We start from the raw sequence: 17229 nt of genomic DNA on the forward strand, positions 1-17229 counted from the left end.
GGGGCCGGGCGGCTCAGAACGGAGGAGAGGAGGAGACGCGATGAAAACGGGAAAACTGAAAAAACACGGCGCCTTCCTCTGCGCCGCGGCGGCGGTTCTGGCGGCGGCTGTCCTGCGGCAGATCGGCTTTCACGCGGAGGACCCGCTGGACTGGGCCTGCGCGCTTTCCCGCTCCTGCATCTACATTGTGCTGTTTTCCGCGTGGGGCATCTCCGTCCGCGGGCGGGTCATCCAGCCCCAGGTGCGCCACAGTCTCACCGCCGCTGCCGCCCTGATGGTGTTCTGGGTCACGGCCCGGACGATTCGGTATCACTTCGCCCGGGACCCCGGGGTGCTGCGCCACCTGTGGTACCTGTACTACCTGCCCATGCTGTTCATCCCGCTGCTGGCGGTGTTCGTGGCGCTGTCCCTGGGCAAGCCGGAGAACTACCGCCTGCCGAAGCGGACAAACCTCCTGTACATTCCCACCGCCGCGCTGGTGCTGCTGGTGCTGACCAATGACCTCCACCAGCTGGCGTTTGCCTTCCCGGCGGACGCGGTGATCTGGGCGAACGAGTACCGCCACGGCATGGTGTATTATCTGGCGGTGGGCTGGGAGGTGGCCTGCGCCGTGACGGCTCTGGTCACCATGCTGCTCAAATGCCGGATTCCCGGTAGCCGCAGAGTTCTGCTGCTGCCCTTCGTGCCCGTGGTGCTGGCGGTGATCTACGGCGTGCTGGATGTGCTGCGGCTGCCGTGGCTGAAGCGGATCGCCGGGGATATCACCGTGGTGCTCTGCCTGCTGATCACCGCCGCCCTGGAAAGCTGCATCCAGTGCGGCCTGATTCCCTCCAACACCCACTACCGGGAGCTGTTCGACGCCTCCACCGTGGGGGCGCAGATCACGGACGGGGACTACCGGCCCTGGCTGGCCTCCCGGAACGCCCGGACCGTGCCGGAGGCGGTGCTGCGCCGGACGGAGGAAGGCCCGGTGCCGCTGCCCGGCGGCATCCGCCTCTGCGCCGCCGGTATCCGGGGCGGGCGCATCTTCTGGCAGGAGAACGTGGCGGAGCTGCTGGAGGTGCTGCGGCAGCTTCACGACACCCGGGAGGAGCTGGCGGGGTACTCCACGCTGCTGGAGGAGGAAAACCGGCAGAAGCAGGCCCGGTGCGAGCTGGAGGAGCAGAAGCGGCTCTATGACGCCATGGACCGCACCGTCTCCCCCGCCATGGAGCGGCTGGCGGCGCTGGCCGCGCGGCTGGAGGACGCGGAGGACCTGGCCGCCGCCCGGGCGCTCCACGGCCGCATCGCCGTGCTGGGGGCCTATATCAAGCGCCGCAGCAATCTGGTGTTCCTGGCCGACGAAACCGGCACCGTCCCCGCCCGGGAGCTGCTGCTGTGCCTGAACGAATCCGTGTCCAACCTGCGTCTGGCGGGGATGGACTGCGCCGTCAGCCTGGAGGGGGAGGCGCCCATGGACGGCGCCGCCGCCGGACGGCTCTACGACTTCTTCGAGGCGGCGGTGGAGGAGGTGTGGCAGCGCCTGCCGGCCATGGACGTGATGGTGGCCCGGACGGCCCCGGGCTGGCGGATGACGCTGATGCTGGAATGGGACGGGGAGCTGCCGGCCCTGCGCCGCCGCTTCCCGGAGACGGAACTGGAGCGGGACGAGGAGCTGTGCTACTGCCGTCTCACCGTGGGGAAGGGAGGCGCGCCGGTATGAGACTGTTTCACCGCAAACCCGGGCTGGGACGCTCCTCCGTGAAGGAGGGGTTTGACAACCTGCCCTCCGCCATCTGCTTTGCCGGCGCCGGCGGCACCATTCTGCTGTGCAACCGGCAGATGTATCACCTGTGCCACATCCTCATGGGGATGGACCTGCAGCACATGGGCGAGCTGCGGCGGGCGCTGGACCAGCCCCGGCCCGGCGTGGAGGTGCTGGACCGGGCGGCGCGGCTCTACCGCTTCCCCGACGGCACCTGCTGGCAGTTTTCGGAGACCTCCGTCACCGACGCGGAGGGGGAGGATTACACCCAGGTGCAGGCCATCGACGTGACGGAGCTGCGGGAAAAGCAGGCGGAGCTGGAGCGGGACAACGCGGCCCTGGCGGAGGCCAACCGGCGGGCCAGACAGCTTTACGCGGAGCTGGACCGCATCGTCCGGGAAAAGGAGACGCTGGCCATGAAAATCCGGGTCCATGACGATATGGGCCAGTGCCTGCTGGCCACCCGGAAGCTGCTGCTGACGGGGGACGCCGCCCTGGAGGACTATCGCACCGGGGGCCGGCGCTGGGCGGAGACCCTGGGGCGCATCACCGCCGCCGGGGGCGGCCGGGACAGCGGGCCTGACACCCTGCCGGCGCTGCTGGCCTCCGCGGCGGAGATCGGCGTCCGGGTGCGGGTGACGGGCAAGCTGCCGCAGTCGGCGGAAAACGCCCGGCTGATGATCGCCGCCATGCGGGAGTGCGCCACCAACACCGTCCGCCACGCCGGCGGCAGCGAGATGACCGTGGAGCTGGCCCGGAGGGCGGAATCGGACATTGCGGTCATCACCAACAACGGAACACCGCCGGAGGGCGAGATTGTGGAAGGCGGCGGGCTGTCCGGCCTGCGCCGCCGGGTGGAGCACCGGCAGGGGACCATGACGGTGGAGGGCAAACCGGCCTTCCGGCTGACCATCGTTCTGCCGGGGAAGGAGGAACAAGGATGATCAACGTACTGCTGGTGGAGGACACCAAAATGGGCCGGGACTGCATCGCCGGCTACCTGCGGGACAGCGACCGCTATGTGCTTTCCGCGGCCATCACCAACGCCGCCATGGCGGAGACCGTCTGCCTCCACACCCCCATTGACCTGATTCTCATGGACTACTGCACGGAAAACGACGAAGACGGCATTGCCGCCGCCGCCGTCATCAAGCGGCGGATGCCCCACATCAAAATCATCATCATCACCGGCATGGCCTCCACGGACCTCATCGACCGGGCCAGAGCGGCGGGGGCGGACAGCTTCTGGTACAAGGAGACGGGGGACCAGGAGCTGCTGGCGGTGATGGACCGCACTATGGAGGGCCGGTCCGTCTACCCGGACACCACCCCGGTGATCCGCATCGGCACCGCCCGGTCCACGGACCTGACCCCCATGCAGCTGAGCGTGCTGCGGCTGATGGTGCAGGGCTGCAGCAACCCTGCCATCGCGAAGGAGCTGCACATCAGCGTGGACGATGTGAAGTGGCACATCAAGGGCCTGTACGACAAAACCGGCTACAACAGCCGGGTCACCCTGGTGGGGGCCGTCATCAAAAAGGACTTCATCGTCCCCGGCCTGTAAACCGATCCGCGTCCGGCGTGTGCCGGGCGCGGATTTTTTTTGTCCCGGGGCGAAAGACTACCCGACCGGGTAGGGAAAGGCGGGGCGGATTCCGGTACAATAGAATCGGAGGATACCCAATCTTCAACGGAAAGCTGGTGATCAGAAGGTGCGCAGGGTCATTGTCAACATGAAGAACTATGTCTTCGCAGATGCCATTGCCCAGTCCCTTCAGGCGGACAAACACAGCGATTTCCTTGTCCAGCGGGCGGCCACGCCCGGTGAGACCATGCAGTACGCCCGGCTGTGCGAGCCGTACGCCGTGCTGCTGGAAGTCACGGGCTACCCGCCCTATGTGCTGGAGGAGCGGCTGAAAATCCGCGACGCCGTGAAAGCGGCTGACCCGCAGTGCAAGGTAGTCTTCATTGTGGACGAAAACTCGGAGGAGGAGGTGGCGGAGCGGGTCCGGCAGGTCAAGAAGCAGGGCCTCATCGACCAGTTCATTTACGGCTCCGTCAGTGCCAGCTACCTTGCGGCGCTGATGGACACCCTCTGACGGGGGAACCCCCACACGGTCAACCAACAGGCCCGGGGAACGGGCCGGAGACAACCACTTTTCAGAATAAGGAGGAAGATCATGAAGAAACGAACCCACAAACTGCTCAGCTGGCTGCTGACGCTGTCCATGGTGCTGGGGATGCTCCCGGCCATGAGCATCCCGGCCTTTGCCAGCGACTATGAGGACGGCGAGAACTGTCCCTACTGCGGCGCGTACAACTGGGGCGACTGGAAGTGCGACGGCTGCGGCGGCTGCTCCGCGGACAGCGGCCGTACATCCTGCTATGAGGAGCACCACTGCCAGGACTGCGGCAAGTGCCTCTGGGAGGATGACGAATACTGCGAGTCCTGCCTCACCTGCTGGACCTGCGCGGAACAGGATGGAACGCACTGCGTTTCCTGCCATAAAGAGGACTTTGATATTTGTTCCGAATGCGGCCTGTGCGAAGACTGCATTGAAGAGATGGAAATCCACTGCATCGACTGCTATGAGTGCGGTTTGGGCGGCCTCTCTATGTGCGACAAGGACCACCCCGGCGGCGCCCACGTCCACTGCACCGGCTGTGCCGAGGACTGGGTCTGCGGCAACTGCGGCAAATGCTTCATCTGCGACCAGGATATGTTCTGCGAGGACTGCGGCAACTGCCTGGAGTGCCAGGCGGGCGGCGCCCACTGTTTGCACTGCGCCAAGTGCGTGGCCAGCGAGGGCGGCGAGGTGGACGGCGCCTATGATGAATTCGGCTACACCTTCTGCTATGACTGCCTGAAGGAAGCTGAGTGGATCTGCGAGGAGTGCGACGAATTCACTAAGAGTGGCGAATGGTGCGAGTGGTGCGGCGAGGGGACCCACTGCAAGGAGTGCGCCGAGGAATTCATCTGCCCCCAGTGCGATGAGTGCATCCTGGGCAAGGGCGTGGAATTCTGTGACGAGTGCGGCTGGTGCGAGGACTGCTGCCGGAGCGTCACGGAGATGTTCGACTGCGTCCACGAGATTTGCACCGAGAGCAGCGAGTTTGAGGACCACCTGTGCGCCGAGTGCGGCAACTGCCCGGGCTACGGGGACGTCTGCGAGGACTGCGGCCGCTGCGAGGAGTGCGCCGAGGACTACCACTGCGACCACGATCTGTGCCGCGATAGCGCCGACTTCTATGACGAGGGCCACTACTGCGAGGAGTGCGGCGAGTGCTACGACTTTGACGAGATCTGCGAGTTCTGCAATTTCTGCTTCGACTGCGCGGAGATCATGGAACTGCACTGCAGCTGCGGCTTCTGCTCCGAGGGCGACCCGGACTATGAGGACGAGAGCCACCTGTGCCCCGGCTGCGGCGTGAATCTGGTCTGCGAAGGCCATGACCTGTGCGATGACTGCGGCCTGTGCGCCGACTGCGCCGAGGGCGAGACCCACTGCGAGCACGATATCTGCGTGGAGAGCCTCGACTGGGAGGAGCACTTCTGCGTCAACTGCGAGGAGTGCCCCGGCAACGACGAGCGCTGCGAGTACTGCGGCATGTGCGAGACCTGCGTGGAGAGCGAGAACTACCACTGCGCCCACGGCGTCTGCCTGGACGATCCCACCGGCTGTGATGAGTGCGCAAGCCACACCTGCGTGTTCACCACGCCCTACGGCAGCAACTCCCACGGCCACTGGACCGTCTGTTCGGAGTGCGGCAAGCACGGCTCCACGGAGGACCACGCTCCCCAGTTGGTGACCGTCACCGCCCCCAACGCGGCAACCAAGACCAACGGCGAGGGCAAGTACGTCTGCGAAGACTGCGGCTATGTCATGGAGACCGGCGTGGTGATCCCCTATGAGGTGCCCGCCCATGACCATGTGTACAGCGCCAGCGGCCTGTGCACCGTCTGCGGCAAGCGGTGCGACACCATGTGGTTCGCCCGCCAGCCCAAGAACGTCACCGTCACCGTGCCCGACGTGGGTCTGGAGGAGCAGCTGGGCATGACCGTCGCCTTCACCGTGAAGCCGCGGGACGCCAAGGGCCACACGGAAGAGGATTTCGGCTACTATTGGGAAGCGGGTTATGTGAAGCCGGACGGCACCTGCAGCTTCCAGGACGTGGAGGACACGTATGCCAACCTGGTCCCCCAGGAGATCCGGAACAGCAACCCCGATTTCTTCCAGCAGTCCACCCTGATCCTCAGCGTGCCCACCGACATCTGCTGCGGCAATATCCGGGTGCGCTGCTGGGCCGGCCTGTACAACGAGGAAACCGGCGATTACGACTACTTCATGTATTCCGACACGGCCGACCTCATCGGTAAGCACAGCTTCAAGTATCAGGACCTGCCTGACGGCGGCAGCAAGAGTATCCAGCTGACGCCCGGCGGCAGCAGCACCACCCATTTCACCTCCGCCCAGCACCAGAAGATCTGCGTGGGCGAGGGCTGCGGGGAGGCCCTGGGCGCCGCGGCCGACCACAACTACAACGGCTGGCAGTGGGTGTACGGCGCCACCACCGACCACACCGGCCTGAAGTACCGGGCCTGCAAGGACTGCGGCTACAAGGACTACACGGTGACTCCCAAGCTGGACGCCACCCATGTCCATCACTTCGTCTACAAGTACAATGACACGGTTCACTGGCAGGAGTGCTCCGGCTGCGGCGCCAAGCAGGTGCTGGACAAGGACGGCAGCCCCGTGATCTTCCCCGAGGGCATGGAGCCGGCGAACAGCGTCTATCAGAGCTCCCACGTCTACGGCGACTGGGTCCGGACCACGGAACCCACCGAGGACGCGATGGGCGAGGATACGGCCACCTGCAAGGTCTGCGGCTACGAAATCTATCGGGACGTTGACAAGCTGGCCCACACCCATGCGTTCTACACCTACGATGAATACTTCCAGTATGCCTTTGTGGAGGCCGTCGCCGGGTGGAATGTAACGAATGACGCCAAGGGCAATCCCGCCTCCGGTGACTTCTATTACGCCGGCGAAAAGGTCATGGGCGGCGACGGAACGGGCCACTGGTTCTACTGCAAGGGCGAGATGTGCGAGCAGAAGGGCTACCTCCACCCCCACAGAATGTCCGCCTGGAACGTGGTGGCAGTTCCCACCGCCACCGAGGAGGGCGCCGCCTACGGCGAGTGCCTGGACTGCGGCTTCTGGAGCACCAGGTCCATCCCCGCCGGCGGCTATCCCATCGGCGTGCAGAACGGCGAAAGCTTTGACGCTGCCGGCAATCCGGTGGCCGGCGGCACCGTGGACCAGACCATCACCATCAAGGCCAGCCAGATCGAGGGCAAGAAGTTCGATCACTGGGAAGTGATGAGCGGCGGCGTGACCCTGGCCAATGCCAACGCCAGCGAGACCACCTTCGTGGTGAAGAACATCACCCCCGCCCATGACCCCGCGCTGCTCAATGACTATACCATCAACATCTACGGCGCGTTTATCGCCTGCCCCCACACCTCCACCCACACCGGCGGCGCCATCGCCCCCACCTGCGGCGCCAACGGCAAGACGGATGACACCATCTGCGACGAGTGCGGCAAGGTGATGGTTGAGGGCGACCCCATCGCCGCCACCGGCGAGCATGACTTCCAGATTGATCCCAAGACCGTGAAGACCGGCGACTGCACCCACACCGGCTACACCGGCGACTATGTGTGCACGGTCTGCGGCGAGAAGGGCGAGTCCGGTACCCGCACCGGCAGATACCATGCCAACACCGAAACCACCGGCGCCAAGGAACCCACCTGCACCGTGGCGGGCTACACCGGCACCACCGTTTGCACCGACTGCGGCGCCATCGTGAGCAAGGGCGACAAGATCGACAAGACCGCCCACAGCTTCAGCGAGTGGACCGAGACCACCGCCCCCACCTTTGACAAGACCGGCAAGGAGACCCGTACCTGCTCCCTGTGCGGCAAGACGGAGACCCGCACCATCCCCGCCACCGGCGCCTACACCGTGAAGTTCAACTCCAACGGCGGCACCGAAGTGGCGGCCCAGAGCGTGGCCCCCGGCTCCGCCGCCGCCAAGCCGGCGTCCCCGTCCAAGAGCGACAATGCCTTTGTGGACTGGCACACCAACAAGGCCCTCACCAAGGCTTACAACTTCTCCACCCCGGTGACCGCCAACCTGACCCTGTATGCCGAGTGGGAGCCTTCCGCCGGCCACACCCACAGCTACGGCACCGCGTGGAAGTCCGACGCCAACAATCACTGGCATGAGTGCGCCTGCGGCGAAAAGGCCGACCAGGCCGCCCACACCGCCGGCATCTGGATCATCGACAAGCCGGCCACTTCCACCGACGACGGCTCCCAGTACAAGAAGTGCACCGTCTGCGGTAAGATTCTGGCCACCGAGACCATCCCCGCCACCGGCGGCAGCGGCTCCGGCAGCGGTTCCGGCTCCGGTTCTTCCGGCGGTTCCGGCATCACCACCTACGCCATCACCGTGGAATCCGCCAAGAACGGCTCTGTGACCTCCGATGTCAAGACCGCCGCCAAGGGCGACACCGTCACCCTGACCGTGAAGGCCGACAAGGGCTACACCCTGGAGACCATCACCGTCACCAACGGCAGCGGCGACAACGTGAAGCTCACCGAGAAGAGCGGCAAGTACACCTTCACCATGCCCGCCTCCAAGGTCACGGTCCGGGCCACCTTCATGGAGGATAACTCCATGCTGAACTTCTTCGTGGATGTCCCCGCCGACGCCTACTACTATGACGCGGTGCTGTGGGCTGCCGAGAAGGGCATCACCGGCGGCGTGGACGAAACCCACTTCGCCCCCAACGCCACCTGCACCCGCGCCCAGGCCGTCACCTTCCTGTGGCGCGCCGCCGGCAGCCCCGCGCCCAAGTCCGGCGAGAATCCCTTCACCGACGTGGCCGAGGGCGCGTACTACTACCAGGCGGTGCTGTGGGCCGCGGAGAACGGCATCACCGGCGGTACCACCGCCACTACCTTCAGCCCCAATGCCACCTGCACCCGCGCCCAGATCGTCACCTTCCTGTGGCGCGCGCAGAAGTCTCCCGCCGCTGACAGTGCGAATCCCTTCACCGACGTGGCCGAGGGCACTTACTACTCCAATGCGGTGCTGTGGGCCGTGGCCAACGGCATCACCGGCGGCACCACCGCCACCACCTTTAGCCCCGCCAACAACTGCACCCGCGCCCAGATTGTGACCTTCCTGTATCGCTGCCTGGGCTGAGCAAACACACCATTTTCGCCCTGTGCGGTCCCCCTTCCGGGGCCGCACAGGGCTGCCCCCTATTTCCACAAGGAGGAATGATCATGAAAACCATGAAAAAACTGCTGGGCCTGATGCTGACGCTGGCGATGGCCCTGTCCCTGGTCCCTGCCGCCAGCGCTGTGAATCTGACGGACGTGGACACCATCGCTGTCAAGGGCCTGGTGAAGCCCTGGGTGGATGACACCCCCAGCACCGACATCACCGTCTCCGACGGCGTCACCGTGAAGGATTGCTACTGGTGGTGGGACAGCGACGGCAACGGCGCTGCCGACGAAAGCCGCTGCACCGAGTTCAAAGAGGGCGGCAAGTACTACCTGCGCATCATCCTGGCCCCCGACGGCGGCTACACCTTCCCCACCACCCAGGTCCTGGGCAGACGGGGCACCATCCTGAACAAGTACACCGGCACCATCACCATGAACCTCAGCGCCGTGACCGACGCCGTCTACGTGGCCAGCGACGGCACCATCAACATTGACTGGTGGAAGGACGCTGCCATTTCCGGCTACTACATGGATAACGGCAGCACCGCGGTGGTGGTCCAGATGCCCACCATCACCCAGCAGCCCCAGGACGCTGAGATCGCCAAGGGCGGCACCGCCACCTTCACCGTGGCCGCCCAGCACACCGCGGAGCTCCACTACCAGTGGTATTTCCGGCCCGAGAACGGCACCGCCGAGAAGGTGGGCGAGGACAGCCCCACCCTGACCCTGGACCGTTATGAGGCGGGCAGCGTCTACTGCGAGGTGTCCGTCACCGGCGCGTCCAAAACCTCCGACGAGGCGAAGTTGACCCTGATCCCGGAGAACACCAAAAATGATAACTGGGCCACGGTCACCTACGCGCCCTCCATCACCAGGCAGCCGGTGGACGCCGCCGTCGCCAAGGGCGGCACCGCCAGCTTCACCCTGGAGGCCGACGGCACCGGGCCGCTGCACTACCAGTGGTACGGAATCAGCGACGCCTCCAGCGCCATCTCCAGAGCCCCCAGGAAGGTGGGCACCGACGCCCCCGCGCTGCTTGTCACCAACGCCTTCAGCAATTATGACAAGGCCGTGTTCTACTGCGTGGTGTCCAACGACTACGGCGAGGAGCGGTCCGACACCGTCCAGCTGGTGCTGAAGGAGGAAACGCCGGCGGTCATCCAGAAGCCCATCATCAAGCGGGAGATCAAGTTCGCCGACGTGGCGGAGACCGCCTACTACAAGGACCCCGTGGCCTGGGCGGTGGACAAGGGCATCACCAACGGCACCTCGGACACCGCGTTCAGCCCCAACAACACCTGCACCCGGGCCCAGATCATCACCTTCCTGTGGCGTGCCGCTGGGTCCCCGGAGCCCGCGGGCGGCTGCCCCTTCACCGACGTGCCCTCCGGCGCCTACTTCGAGAAGGCCACCGCCTGGGCCGCCCAGCAGGGCATGGCCGCCGGCGGCAGGTTCGCCCCCTACGATCCCTGCACCCGGGAGATGGCCGTGGAGTTCATGTGGAAGCAGGCCGGCAGCCCCAAGGCCCCTGCCGCCGCCTTCACCGACGTGACCTCTGAGGCCGTCAACTGGGCGGTGGACGCGGGCGTCACCAAGGGCACCACCGACACCACCTTCTCTCCCAACAACACCTGTACCCGGGGCCAGATCGTCACCTTCCTGTGGCGGGCCTTCGGAGACTGACCGGCGGTAAAGGAGGGACCCACACATGAAAAAGCGCGCAAAACTGCTGAGCGTCCTGCTGACGCTGGTGATGGTGCTGGGACTGGTCCCTACCATGAGCATCCCGGCCGTGGCAGCCCCGTTGAGTGACGGGATTACCGTCAACGGTACCGTCGTCACTTCTGAGAACGCCGGGAATGTGCTGCCGGGCGGCAATTCCGGCAAAGTCAAGTATTTCTCCTCCACCGACACTCTCATCATCAGCGGCAGCCTGGTGGACGCGGACGGGGAAATGACATCCACCGTCATCCAGGGCAGCGGTGCCACCAACGTTCAGATTGATGGCAGTGACGGCCCTGTCGCCCGCAACCTGACCATCAGCGGCGCGAAGGACGTCACTGTGGCTGCCGACTGCAGCGCCCCGGGCATAAACGGCGCAGCCAAAATCACCTGCTCCGGCAATGTGTCCATCACAAACAGCAGTGGGTATGCTGTGGGGGGCTCACTGACCGTCAGCGGTGCGAAGGACGTCACCGTCACCGGAAACACCACCGGCCCCATCGTCATCGGCAGTGCGAAAATCACCTGCTCCGGCAATGTGGCCATTACAAATGAAGGCACGGGTTTTGCGCTGGCCGGCTCGCTGACCGCCAGCGGCGCGAAGGATGTCACGGTGACCGCCATCAGCGGCAGCCCCACCGTCACCGGTGACGTCACCATCGACTGCACGGGGAATGTTGTCATCAAAAACGGCGGCACCAGCATGGCTGTGACAGGCTCACTGAGCGTGGAAGGTGCGAAGGACGTCACGGTTATCGCGGACACCTTCGAGGGTCCGGCCGTCCGCGGCACTACAGATATCAGCTGTTCCGGCGTAATCGCCATCAGCGACAATACCACCTACGTATCCAACGTCACCATCACCGACCTGGACGCCCTCGTCCACGGCCAGGCGGCCGACTACAACGCCTCCACCTCCACTCCCGGCTGCACCGTCGAGAAGGTGGAGTACCAGATGTTCCGGAAAATCCTGACCGATTACGTTCCCTCCGACGGGGACAATGTGGCGGTGGTGGTGACGGTATCCGCGGCGGACGGTTACGCCTTCGCCTCCGGCAGCACCGCAACCTGGAACGGCCTGACCTCGGACGACACGGCGGCTGGCCTGAACGCCAATGAGAAGCGCTACGCGTTCTACATCAAGGTGGGCGCGGACGAGTCCCAGATCGTCAGATCCGCCGCCATGACCGTCACCCCGCCGGAGATCGGCAAGGCCCCCTCCACGGCTGTGACCGGCAGCGGTGTTGAGGCCAGCAGCGTCAAATGGTCCCCCGCCGACGCCACGTTCCAGGCGGGGAAGGCATACACTGTCTCCTTTACACTGAAGGCGGACGCCGCCCACGTGCTGGCCGATGACTTCGCCACGGCCGGCTCTGTCACGGTCAACGGACAGAAGGCCGCCCTGACTTCCTCCGTCAAGGGCAAATTCGTCACCTATACCGTCAGCTTCACCTTCCCGGCACTGACGGCGGCGGTCAGCGACATTGCGGCCGTTTCCGTCACCGGCATCGACGTGCCGGTGATCGGCGCCAGGCCGGACACCACCGCCCTGGCGGGCAGCGGCAATTACACCGTGGCCGCCGTGAACTGGGAGCCGGCAGACGGCACCTTTGCCGCCGGAAAGGCCTACGCCGTCACGGTGTCCCTGGAGGCCAAGGACGGCTTCCGCTTCGCCGCCAGCCCCGCCGTCACCGTCAACGGCCAGACCGCAAAGGTCATCTCCGGGGCGGGCAGCCAGGAGATGAAAATCAGCTATACCTTCCCGGCGCTGACCCTCGGCGCGCCGGTGATCACCAGGCAGCCCAAGGCTGTCACCGCCAGACCCGGCGAGGACGTGACCTTCACCGTCGCCGCCGCCGGCGAGGCCCTGAATTATCAGTGGTGGATGGTGGGTAAGAACGGTGCCGCCGCCAAGGTGGGCACCAACGGCCCCAGCTACACCATCAAGGCCGTCAACGCGGCGGACGATGACGGCACCAAATATTACTGCGTGGTCAGCAACAAGGCCGGGGAGGTCACCTCCAACAAGGCCGGCCTCACCGTCTCCGAGACGGTGGTGACGCCCACCCCCACCTTCATCGACGTGCCGGTGGGTGCCTACTTCTTCTACCCCGTGGAGTGGGCCGTGGACCTGGGCATCACCAACGGCACCACCGCCGCCACCTTCAGCCCCCACAACACCTGCACCCGGGCCCAGATCATCACCTTCCTGTGGCGGGCCAACGGCTGCCCGGAGCCCAAGGGCGCCTGCCCCTTCACCGACATCCCCGCCGGCGCCTACTTTGAAAAGGCCACCGCCTGGGCGGCGGAGCAGGGTATGGCCGGCGGCACCAAATTCGGCCCCTATGACCCCTGCACCCGCCTGATGGCGGTGGAGTTCATGTGGAAGCAGGCGGGCTGCCCCAAGGCCCCCGCCGCCGCCTTCACCGACGTGACCTCTGACGCCGTCAACTGGGCGGTGAACCAGGGCGTCACCAACGGCACCACCGCCGCCACCTTTGCCCCCGGCACCACCTGCACCCGGGCCCAGATCGTCACCTTCCTGTGGCGGGCCTTCGCGGAGTAAAACAGAGCTATCCCCAGAGACAACGGGGCGGCAGGCCGATGCCTGCCGCCCCGTGAGGCTGTCGAAAAAGCCCGGAGGAGTTTCCCGGACAGAATGAAAAGGAGCGGGACAGATGTCCCGCTCCTTTTGCATAGCTGCGCGGATTTACTTGTCCAGCTGCTTCATCCGCCACACGATGGCGGAGACCTGACCGCGGGTCAGGGTGTTGTCGGGCTTGTAGCTGCTCTTGCCGTTGGAGAAGTAGCCCTCCACAACGCCGGCGGCGTTCAGGGCCCGGACGCTGGCGTCCGTGGTGTCGGTAAAGGGCTGGATGCTGGTGAGGTTGTCGGTGTCCAGCTTCAGGGCGCCGGCGGCCAGCTGAGCGGCCTGCTGCCGGGTGATGGGGGCAGACAGGTTCACATTGCTGCGGGTGATGATGCCGTCGGCCCGGGCTTTGTCCAGATAGCCGCTGAACACGTTGGCGCCGGTGGGCTTCTGCTCGTCATAGCCGGCGGCCAGCATGATGAGCTTCAGGGCCGCGCCGTAGGTGACGGTGTTGTCGGGCCGGAAGCTGCCGTCGCTGTAGCCGGAGATGACGCCGGCGTCGCTGAGCTCCGCCACGTACTTGTAGCACCAGGTGGAGGAGTTGATGTCGCTGAACTTCTTCAGGCTGGTGACGATGCCCAGGCAGAACTTGCCGCTGGCGATGGCCGTGCCGTTCTTGTTGTAGGCCACGTAGGGGATCTCCACAGAGCCGGTGAAGCCGCTGGCGGGAACGAACCGCAGCTCGCTGATGGATTTGGAGCCGCTGGCGTAGGTGTAGAGGGTCTCGGTGTCCGCCTTGACGGAGGTGCCGCTGCCCACGTAAACCTTGCCCACGGACGTCTCCGGCAGGCGCAGCAGCCGGATGCTGCCCAGGGAGGTGCCGGTGCCCGCCAGGATGGCGTTGGAGATGGCGGAGGCGGGGAAGGTGACGGCGGTGTTCTTGGGGGTGACGCCGTACACGTCCGCCACGGAGGCCAGGGTGGCGCTGATGAGAATGGTGCCGCTGAGGGTCTTGGAGCCGCTGCCGTAGGCGGTGAAGGGAATCAGGTCACAGACGTTGGTCTTGCCGGGCACGTAGGTCAGCTCGGTGAGGGCGTACTGGCTGGTGGAGGTGGGGCTGAAGTAGAAGGAGATGGCGGTGCGGTTGGAGGAGGTCAGCAGGGTCTTTTTGGGCCCGTACTGGCTGGCGCCGTAGTAGTTGTAGTACAGGCTGCCGTTCTCCGGGACGCCGCCCAGCCGCACGTACTCCAGGGTGGAGGTGGGATAGGCCTTGCGGAAGAACCGGGCGATGTCGTTGGCGTTGATCTGCAGGTTGGTGTTGTAGGTGGTGTTGTAGCGGATGTCGGCGCCGAAGCTGCTGCCGGCGCTGGTGGAGGCGCCGATGACGATGGACACGGTGCCCTCCACGTATTTGCTGGTAGAATAGGACACCTTGCACTTCAGGGTGACGGTGCGCTCCATGGCCAGCTCGGGAGCCACGAAGGACAGCTTCTCCAGGGCGTAGTCGCCGTAGGACTCGTCGTCGTAATAGAACTTCTCGTCGTCAATGGTGGAGGCGGAGAACATCTTCTCCTTGCTGCCGTCATAGTCGAAGTAGACGGCGCCTCTGGTGGCGCTGAGGGTGTCATCGGTGTCGAACTCCACCCAGCGGGGGGTGCCGGAATACTCCTCCTGATAGAGCTTCTTGAAGTCGGCGGGGTCGAAGTCCACCTGACTGCCGGGGTTCACCTCGTAGGTGATGTCGGGCTTGTCGGTCTTCTTGGCGTCGCCGACGGTGATGGTGACGGTGGTCTCCACGTACCTGCTGGAGGAGTAGTAGATGGTGCACTCCAGGGTGACGGTGCGCTCGTCGGCGTCCTCGGGAGCTACGAAGGACAGGTCCTCCAGGGCGTAGTCGCCGTAGGACTCGTCGCTGTAATAGAATTTGCTGTCATCGATGGTGGAGGCGGAGAACATCTTCTCATCGTCGCCGTCATAGTCGAAGTAGACGGCGCCCTTGGACTTGCTGAGGGTATCGTCCGTCTCGAACTCCACCCAGCGGGGGGTGCCGGAGTACTCCTCCTGGTAGGCGCTCTTGAAGTCGGACAGCCGGAAGGAGACCTCCTCGCCGGGGTCCAGCTCGTAGGTGATGCCCTCGGCGTCATCGCTGCCGGTGACCTCGATGGTGAGAGTGGCGGTGACGTACTTGCTGGAAGAGTAGTAAACGGTGCACTCCAGCTCCACGGTGCGGCTGGCGGCGTCCTCGGGAGCCGCGAAGGACAGGTCCTCCAGGGCGTAGTCACCGTAGCTGTCGGAGGAGTAATAGAACTTGTAGCTCTCAATGGAGGAGCCGGTGAACATCTTCTCGTCGTCGCCGTCATAGTCGTAGTACACGGCGCCCTTGGCGGAGGACAGGGTATCCTCCGTCTCAAACTCCACCCAGCGGGGCGTGCCGGAGTACTCCTCCTGATAGACCTTCTTGAAGTCGGAAAGGTCGAAGTCCACGGACTTGCCGGCCTTCACGGTGTAGGTGATTTCACCGTCGGAGGAAGAGGAGGAGCTGCTGCCCTTCACCTCGATGGTGAGGGTGCCGGTGACGTACCGGGTGCTGGAGTAGCAGGCGGTGAAGTCCAGTTCCACGGTGCGGCTGGAAATGCCGCTGGGAGCCACGAAGGACAGGTTCCGCAGGGAATAGTCGCCGTAGCTGGAGGAAGAGTAATAGAACTTGTAATCGTCGATGGTGGAGCTGGAGAACATCTTCTCGTCGTCGCCGTCATGATCGTAGTACACGGCGCCCTTGGAGGAGCTGAGGGTGTCATCCGTCTCGAATTCCACCCACCGCAGATCGTAGCCGGAATACTCGTCCTGGAAGACGTCCAGGAAGTCGGTGCGGTCAAAGGCCACGGACTTGCCGGTGGCCACGGAGTAGGTGATGTCGCTGCTGCTGCCGGAGTAGGACACGGTGTACACCGCGTAGTAGGTGGTGTTGGCGGAGACGGCGGTGGAGGCCACCTTGGCGGAGGTCAGCACCGTCTGCCCGTTGTAGAGGGCGGAGCTGCCGGGGTTGGTAGTGGTCCAGCCCTTGAAGGTGTAGGTCTTGCCGCTGGCGGTCTTGGAGGGGGTGCCGGGGTTGGAGGGGGTGCCGCCCTTGGACACCGTCTGGGTGGCGAAGGTGCTGGTGCCGTTCATGAAGGTCACCGTCACCGAGGAGACCGGCATATCCCTGCCGCAGGCGTCGCAGGCGCCGTTGAGGTCCTTGTCCGCGTGGGCGGTTTTGGCGGAGGCGCCGCCGCAGACGGTGCAGACCTGCCAGTGGTAGGAGCCGTTGGTGACATACTCGCCGGCGGTGAAGGTGTGCTTGACCTCGCTGAGCCGTGCGGTGCAGCCGCTGGCGGCAGTGCAGGCGTGCCAGTGGGTGGTCTCGCTGCTGGTCCAGCCGGTGGCGGCGGTGTGCTTGCCGGTGGCGGCGATGGATTCGGTCTTTTTGTAGCCGCAGACCTGGCAGGTGCGCACGCCCTTGCCCGTCTGGTAGCAGGTGGGCTCGGTGGTGACCTCGATGCCGCCGAAGTCATGCTCTTCATAGTCGCTCTTGGCGGTGCAGCCGGCGTCGGCGCAGGCGTGCCAGTGGTAGGTGGCGTCGGTGCTCCACTTGCTGCTGTAGTTGTGGTCGGTGGCCAGCGCGGGGGCGGTCAGGCCCGTCATCAGGGTCATCGCCAACACCAGCGCGGGCAGTTTTCTGCTCCAAAATCCTTTCATAAGCAACCTCCGTTCTGATGGCTGAAAGTGGCAGTCTGATACTTGCCACCAGCATAGCGGAAAAGCACCTCACAATCATGAACAAATTATGAACAACTGCCCCGGAGAGCTGCCCAAAATATCCTGAAATTGGAAAAG

At 64.9% G+C, this 17229-nt stretch carries 8 protein-coding genes; 7 read left to right on the top strand and 1 reads right to left on the bottom strand.

Annotation, left to right across the window (positions count from 1 at the left end; all coding sequences use genetic code 11):
- Window positions 1-40 precede the first annotated feature (40 nt).
- The 7 genes from SOX55_RS02580 (at window position 41) to SOX55_RS02610 (ending at window position 13332) form a co-directional block, all read left to right on the top strand.
- Window positions 41-1702, top strand: coding sequence for a histidine kinase N-terminal 7TM domain-containing protein (locus tag SOX55_RS02580; protein ID WP_325285871.1), 1662 nt, complete (start codon window positions 41-43; stop codon window positions 1700-1702).
- A complete protein-coding gene (locus tag SOX55_RS02585) occupies window positions 1699-2688 on the top strand; it encodes a sensor histidine kinase (protein WP_325285872.1) in 990 nt (329 codons plus the stop codon). Before SOX55_RS02580 ends, SOX55_RS02585 begins: the two co-directional genes overlap by 4 nt.
- Complete coding sequence (locus tag SOX55_RS02590; protein ID WP_325285873.1) at window positions 2685-3308, top strand: response regulator transcription factor; 624 nt, start codon at window positions 2685-2687, stop codon at window positions 3306-3308. Before SOX55_RS02585 ends, SOX55_RS02590 begins: the two co-directional genes overlap by 4 nt.
- 169 nt (window positions 3309-3477) lie before the next feature.
- The gene (locus tag SOX55_RS02595; RefSeq protein WP_325285874.1) at window positions 3478-3843 is read left to right on the top strand and encodes a hypothetical protein; all 366 of its coding nucleotides are present in this window, start codon (window positions 3478-3480) and stop codon (window positions 3841-3843) included.
- Between the two features lie 81 nt (window positions 3844-3924).
- Complete coding sequence (locus SOX55_RS02600) at window positions 3925-9018, top strand: S-layer homology domain-containing protein (protein ID WP_325285875.1); 5094 nt, start codon at window positions 3925-3927, stop codon at window positions 9016-9018.
- Window positions 9019-9101: 83 nt separating this feature from the next.
- Window positions 9102-10727 (top strand): S-layer homology domain-containing protein, encoded by a 1626-nt coding sequence (locus SOX55_RS02605; RefSeq protein ID WP_325285876.1) that lies wholly within the window; start codon window positions 9102-9104, stop codon window positions 10725-10727.
- Between the two features lie 25 nt (window positions 10728-10752).
- Complete coding sequence (locus SOX55_RS02610; protein ID WP_325285877.1) at window positions 10753-13332, top strand: S-layer homology domain-containing protein; 2580 nt, start codon at window positions 10753-10755, stop codon at window positions 13330-13332.
- A 144-nt stretch (window positions 13333-13476) separates the two neighbouring features.
- Here the strand turns inward: SOX55_RS02610 and SOX55_RS02615 are convergent, their stop codons facing one another.
- Window positions 13477-17091: an S-layer homology domain-containing protein gene (locus tag SOX55_RS02615; RefSeq protein ID WP_325285878.1), complete on the bottom strand. Its 3615-nt coding sequence runs from the start codon at window positions 17089-17091 to the stop codon at window positions 13477-13479.
- Window positions 17092-17229 lie beyond the last annotated feature (138 nt).

Origin of the sequence: Dysosmobacter sp., assembly GCF_034093755.1 — a bacterium.
In the GTDB taxonomy this organism is placed as follows: Bacteria; Bacillota; Clostridia; order Oscillospirales; family Oscillospiraceae; genus Oscillibacter.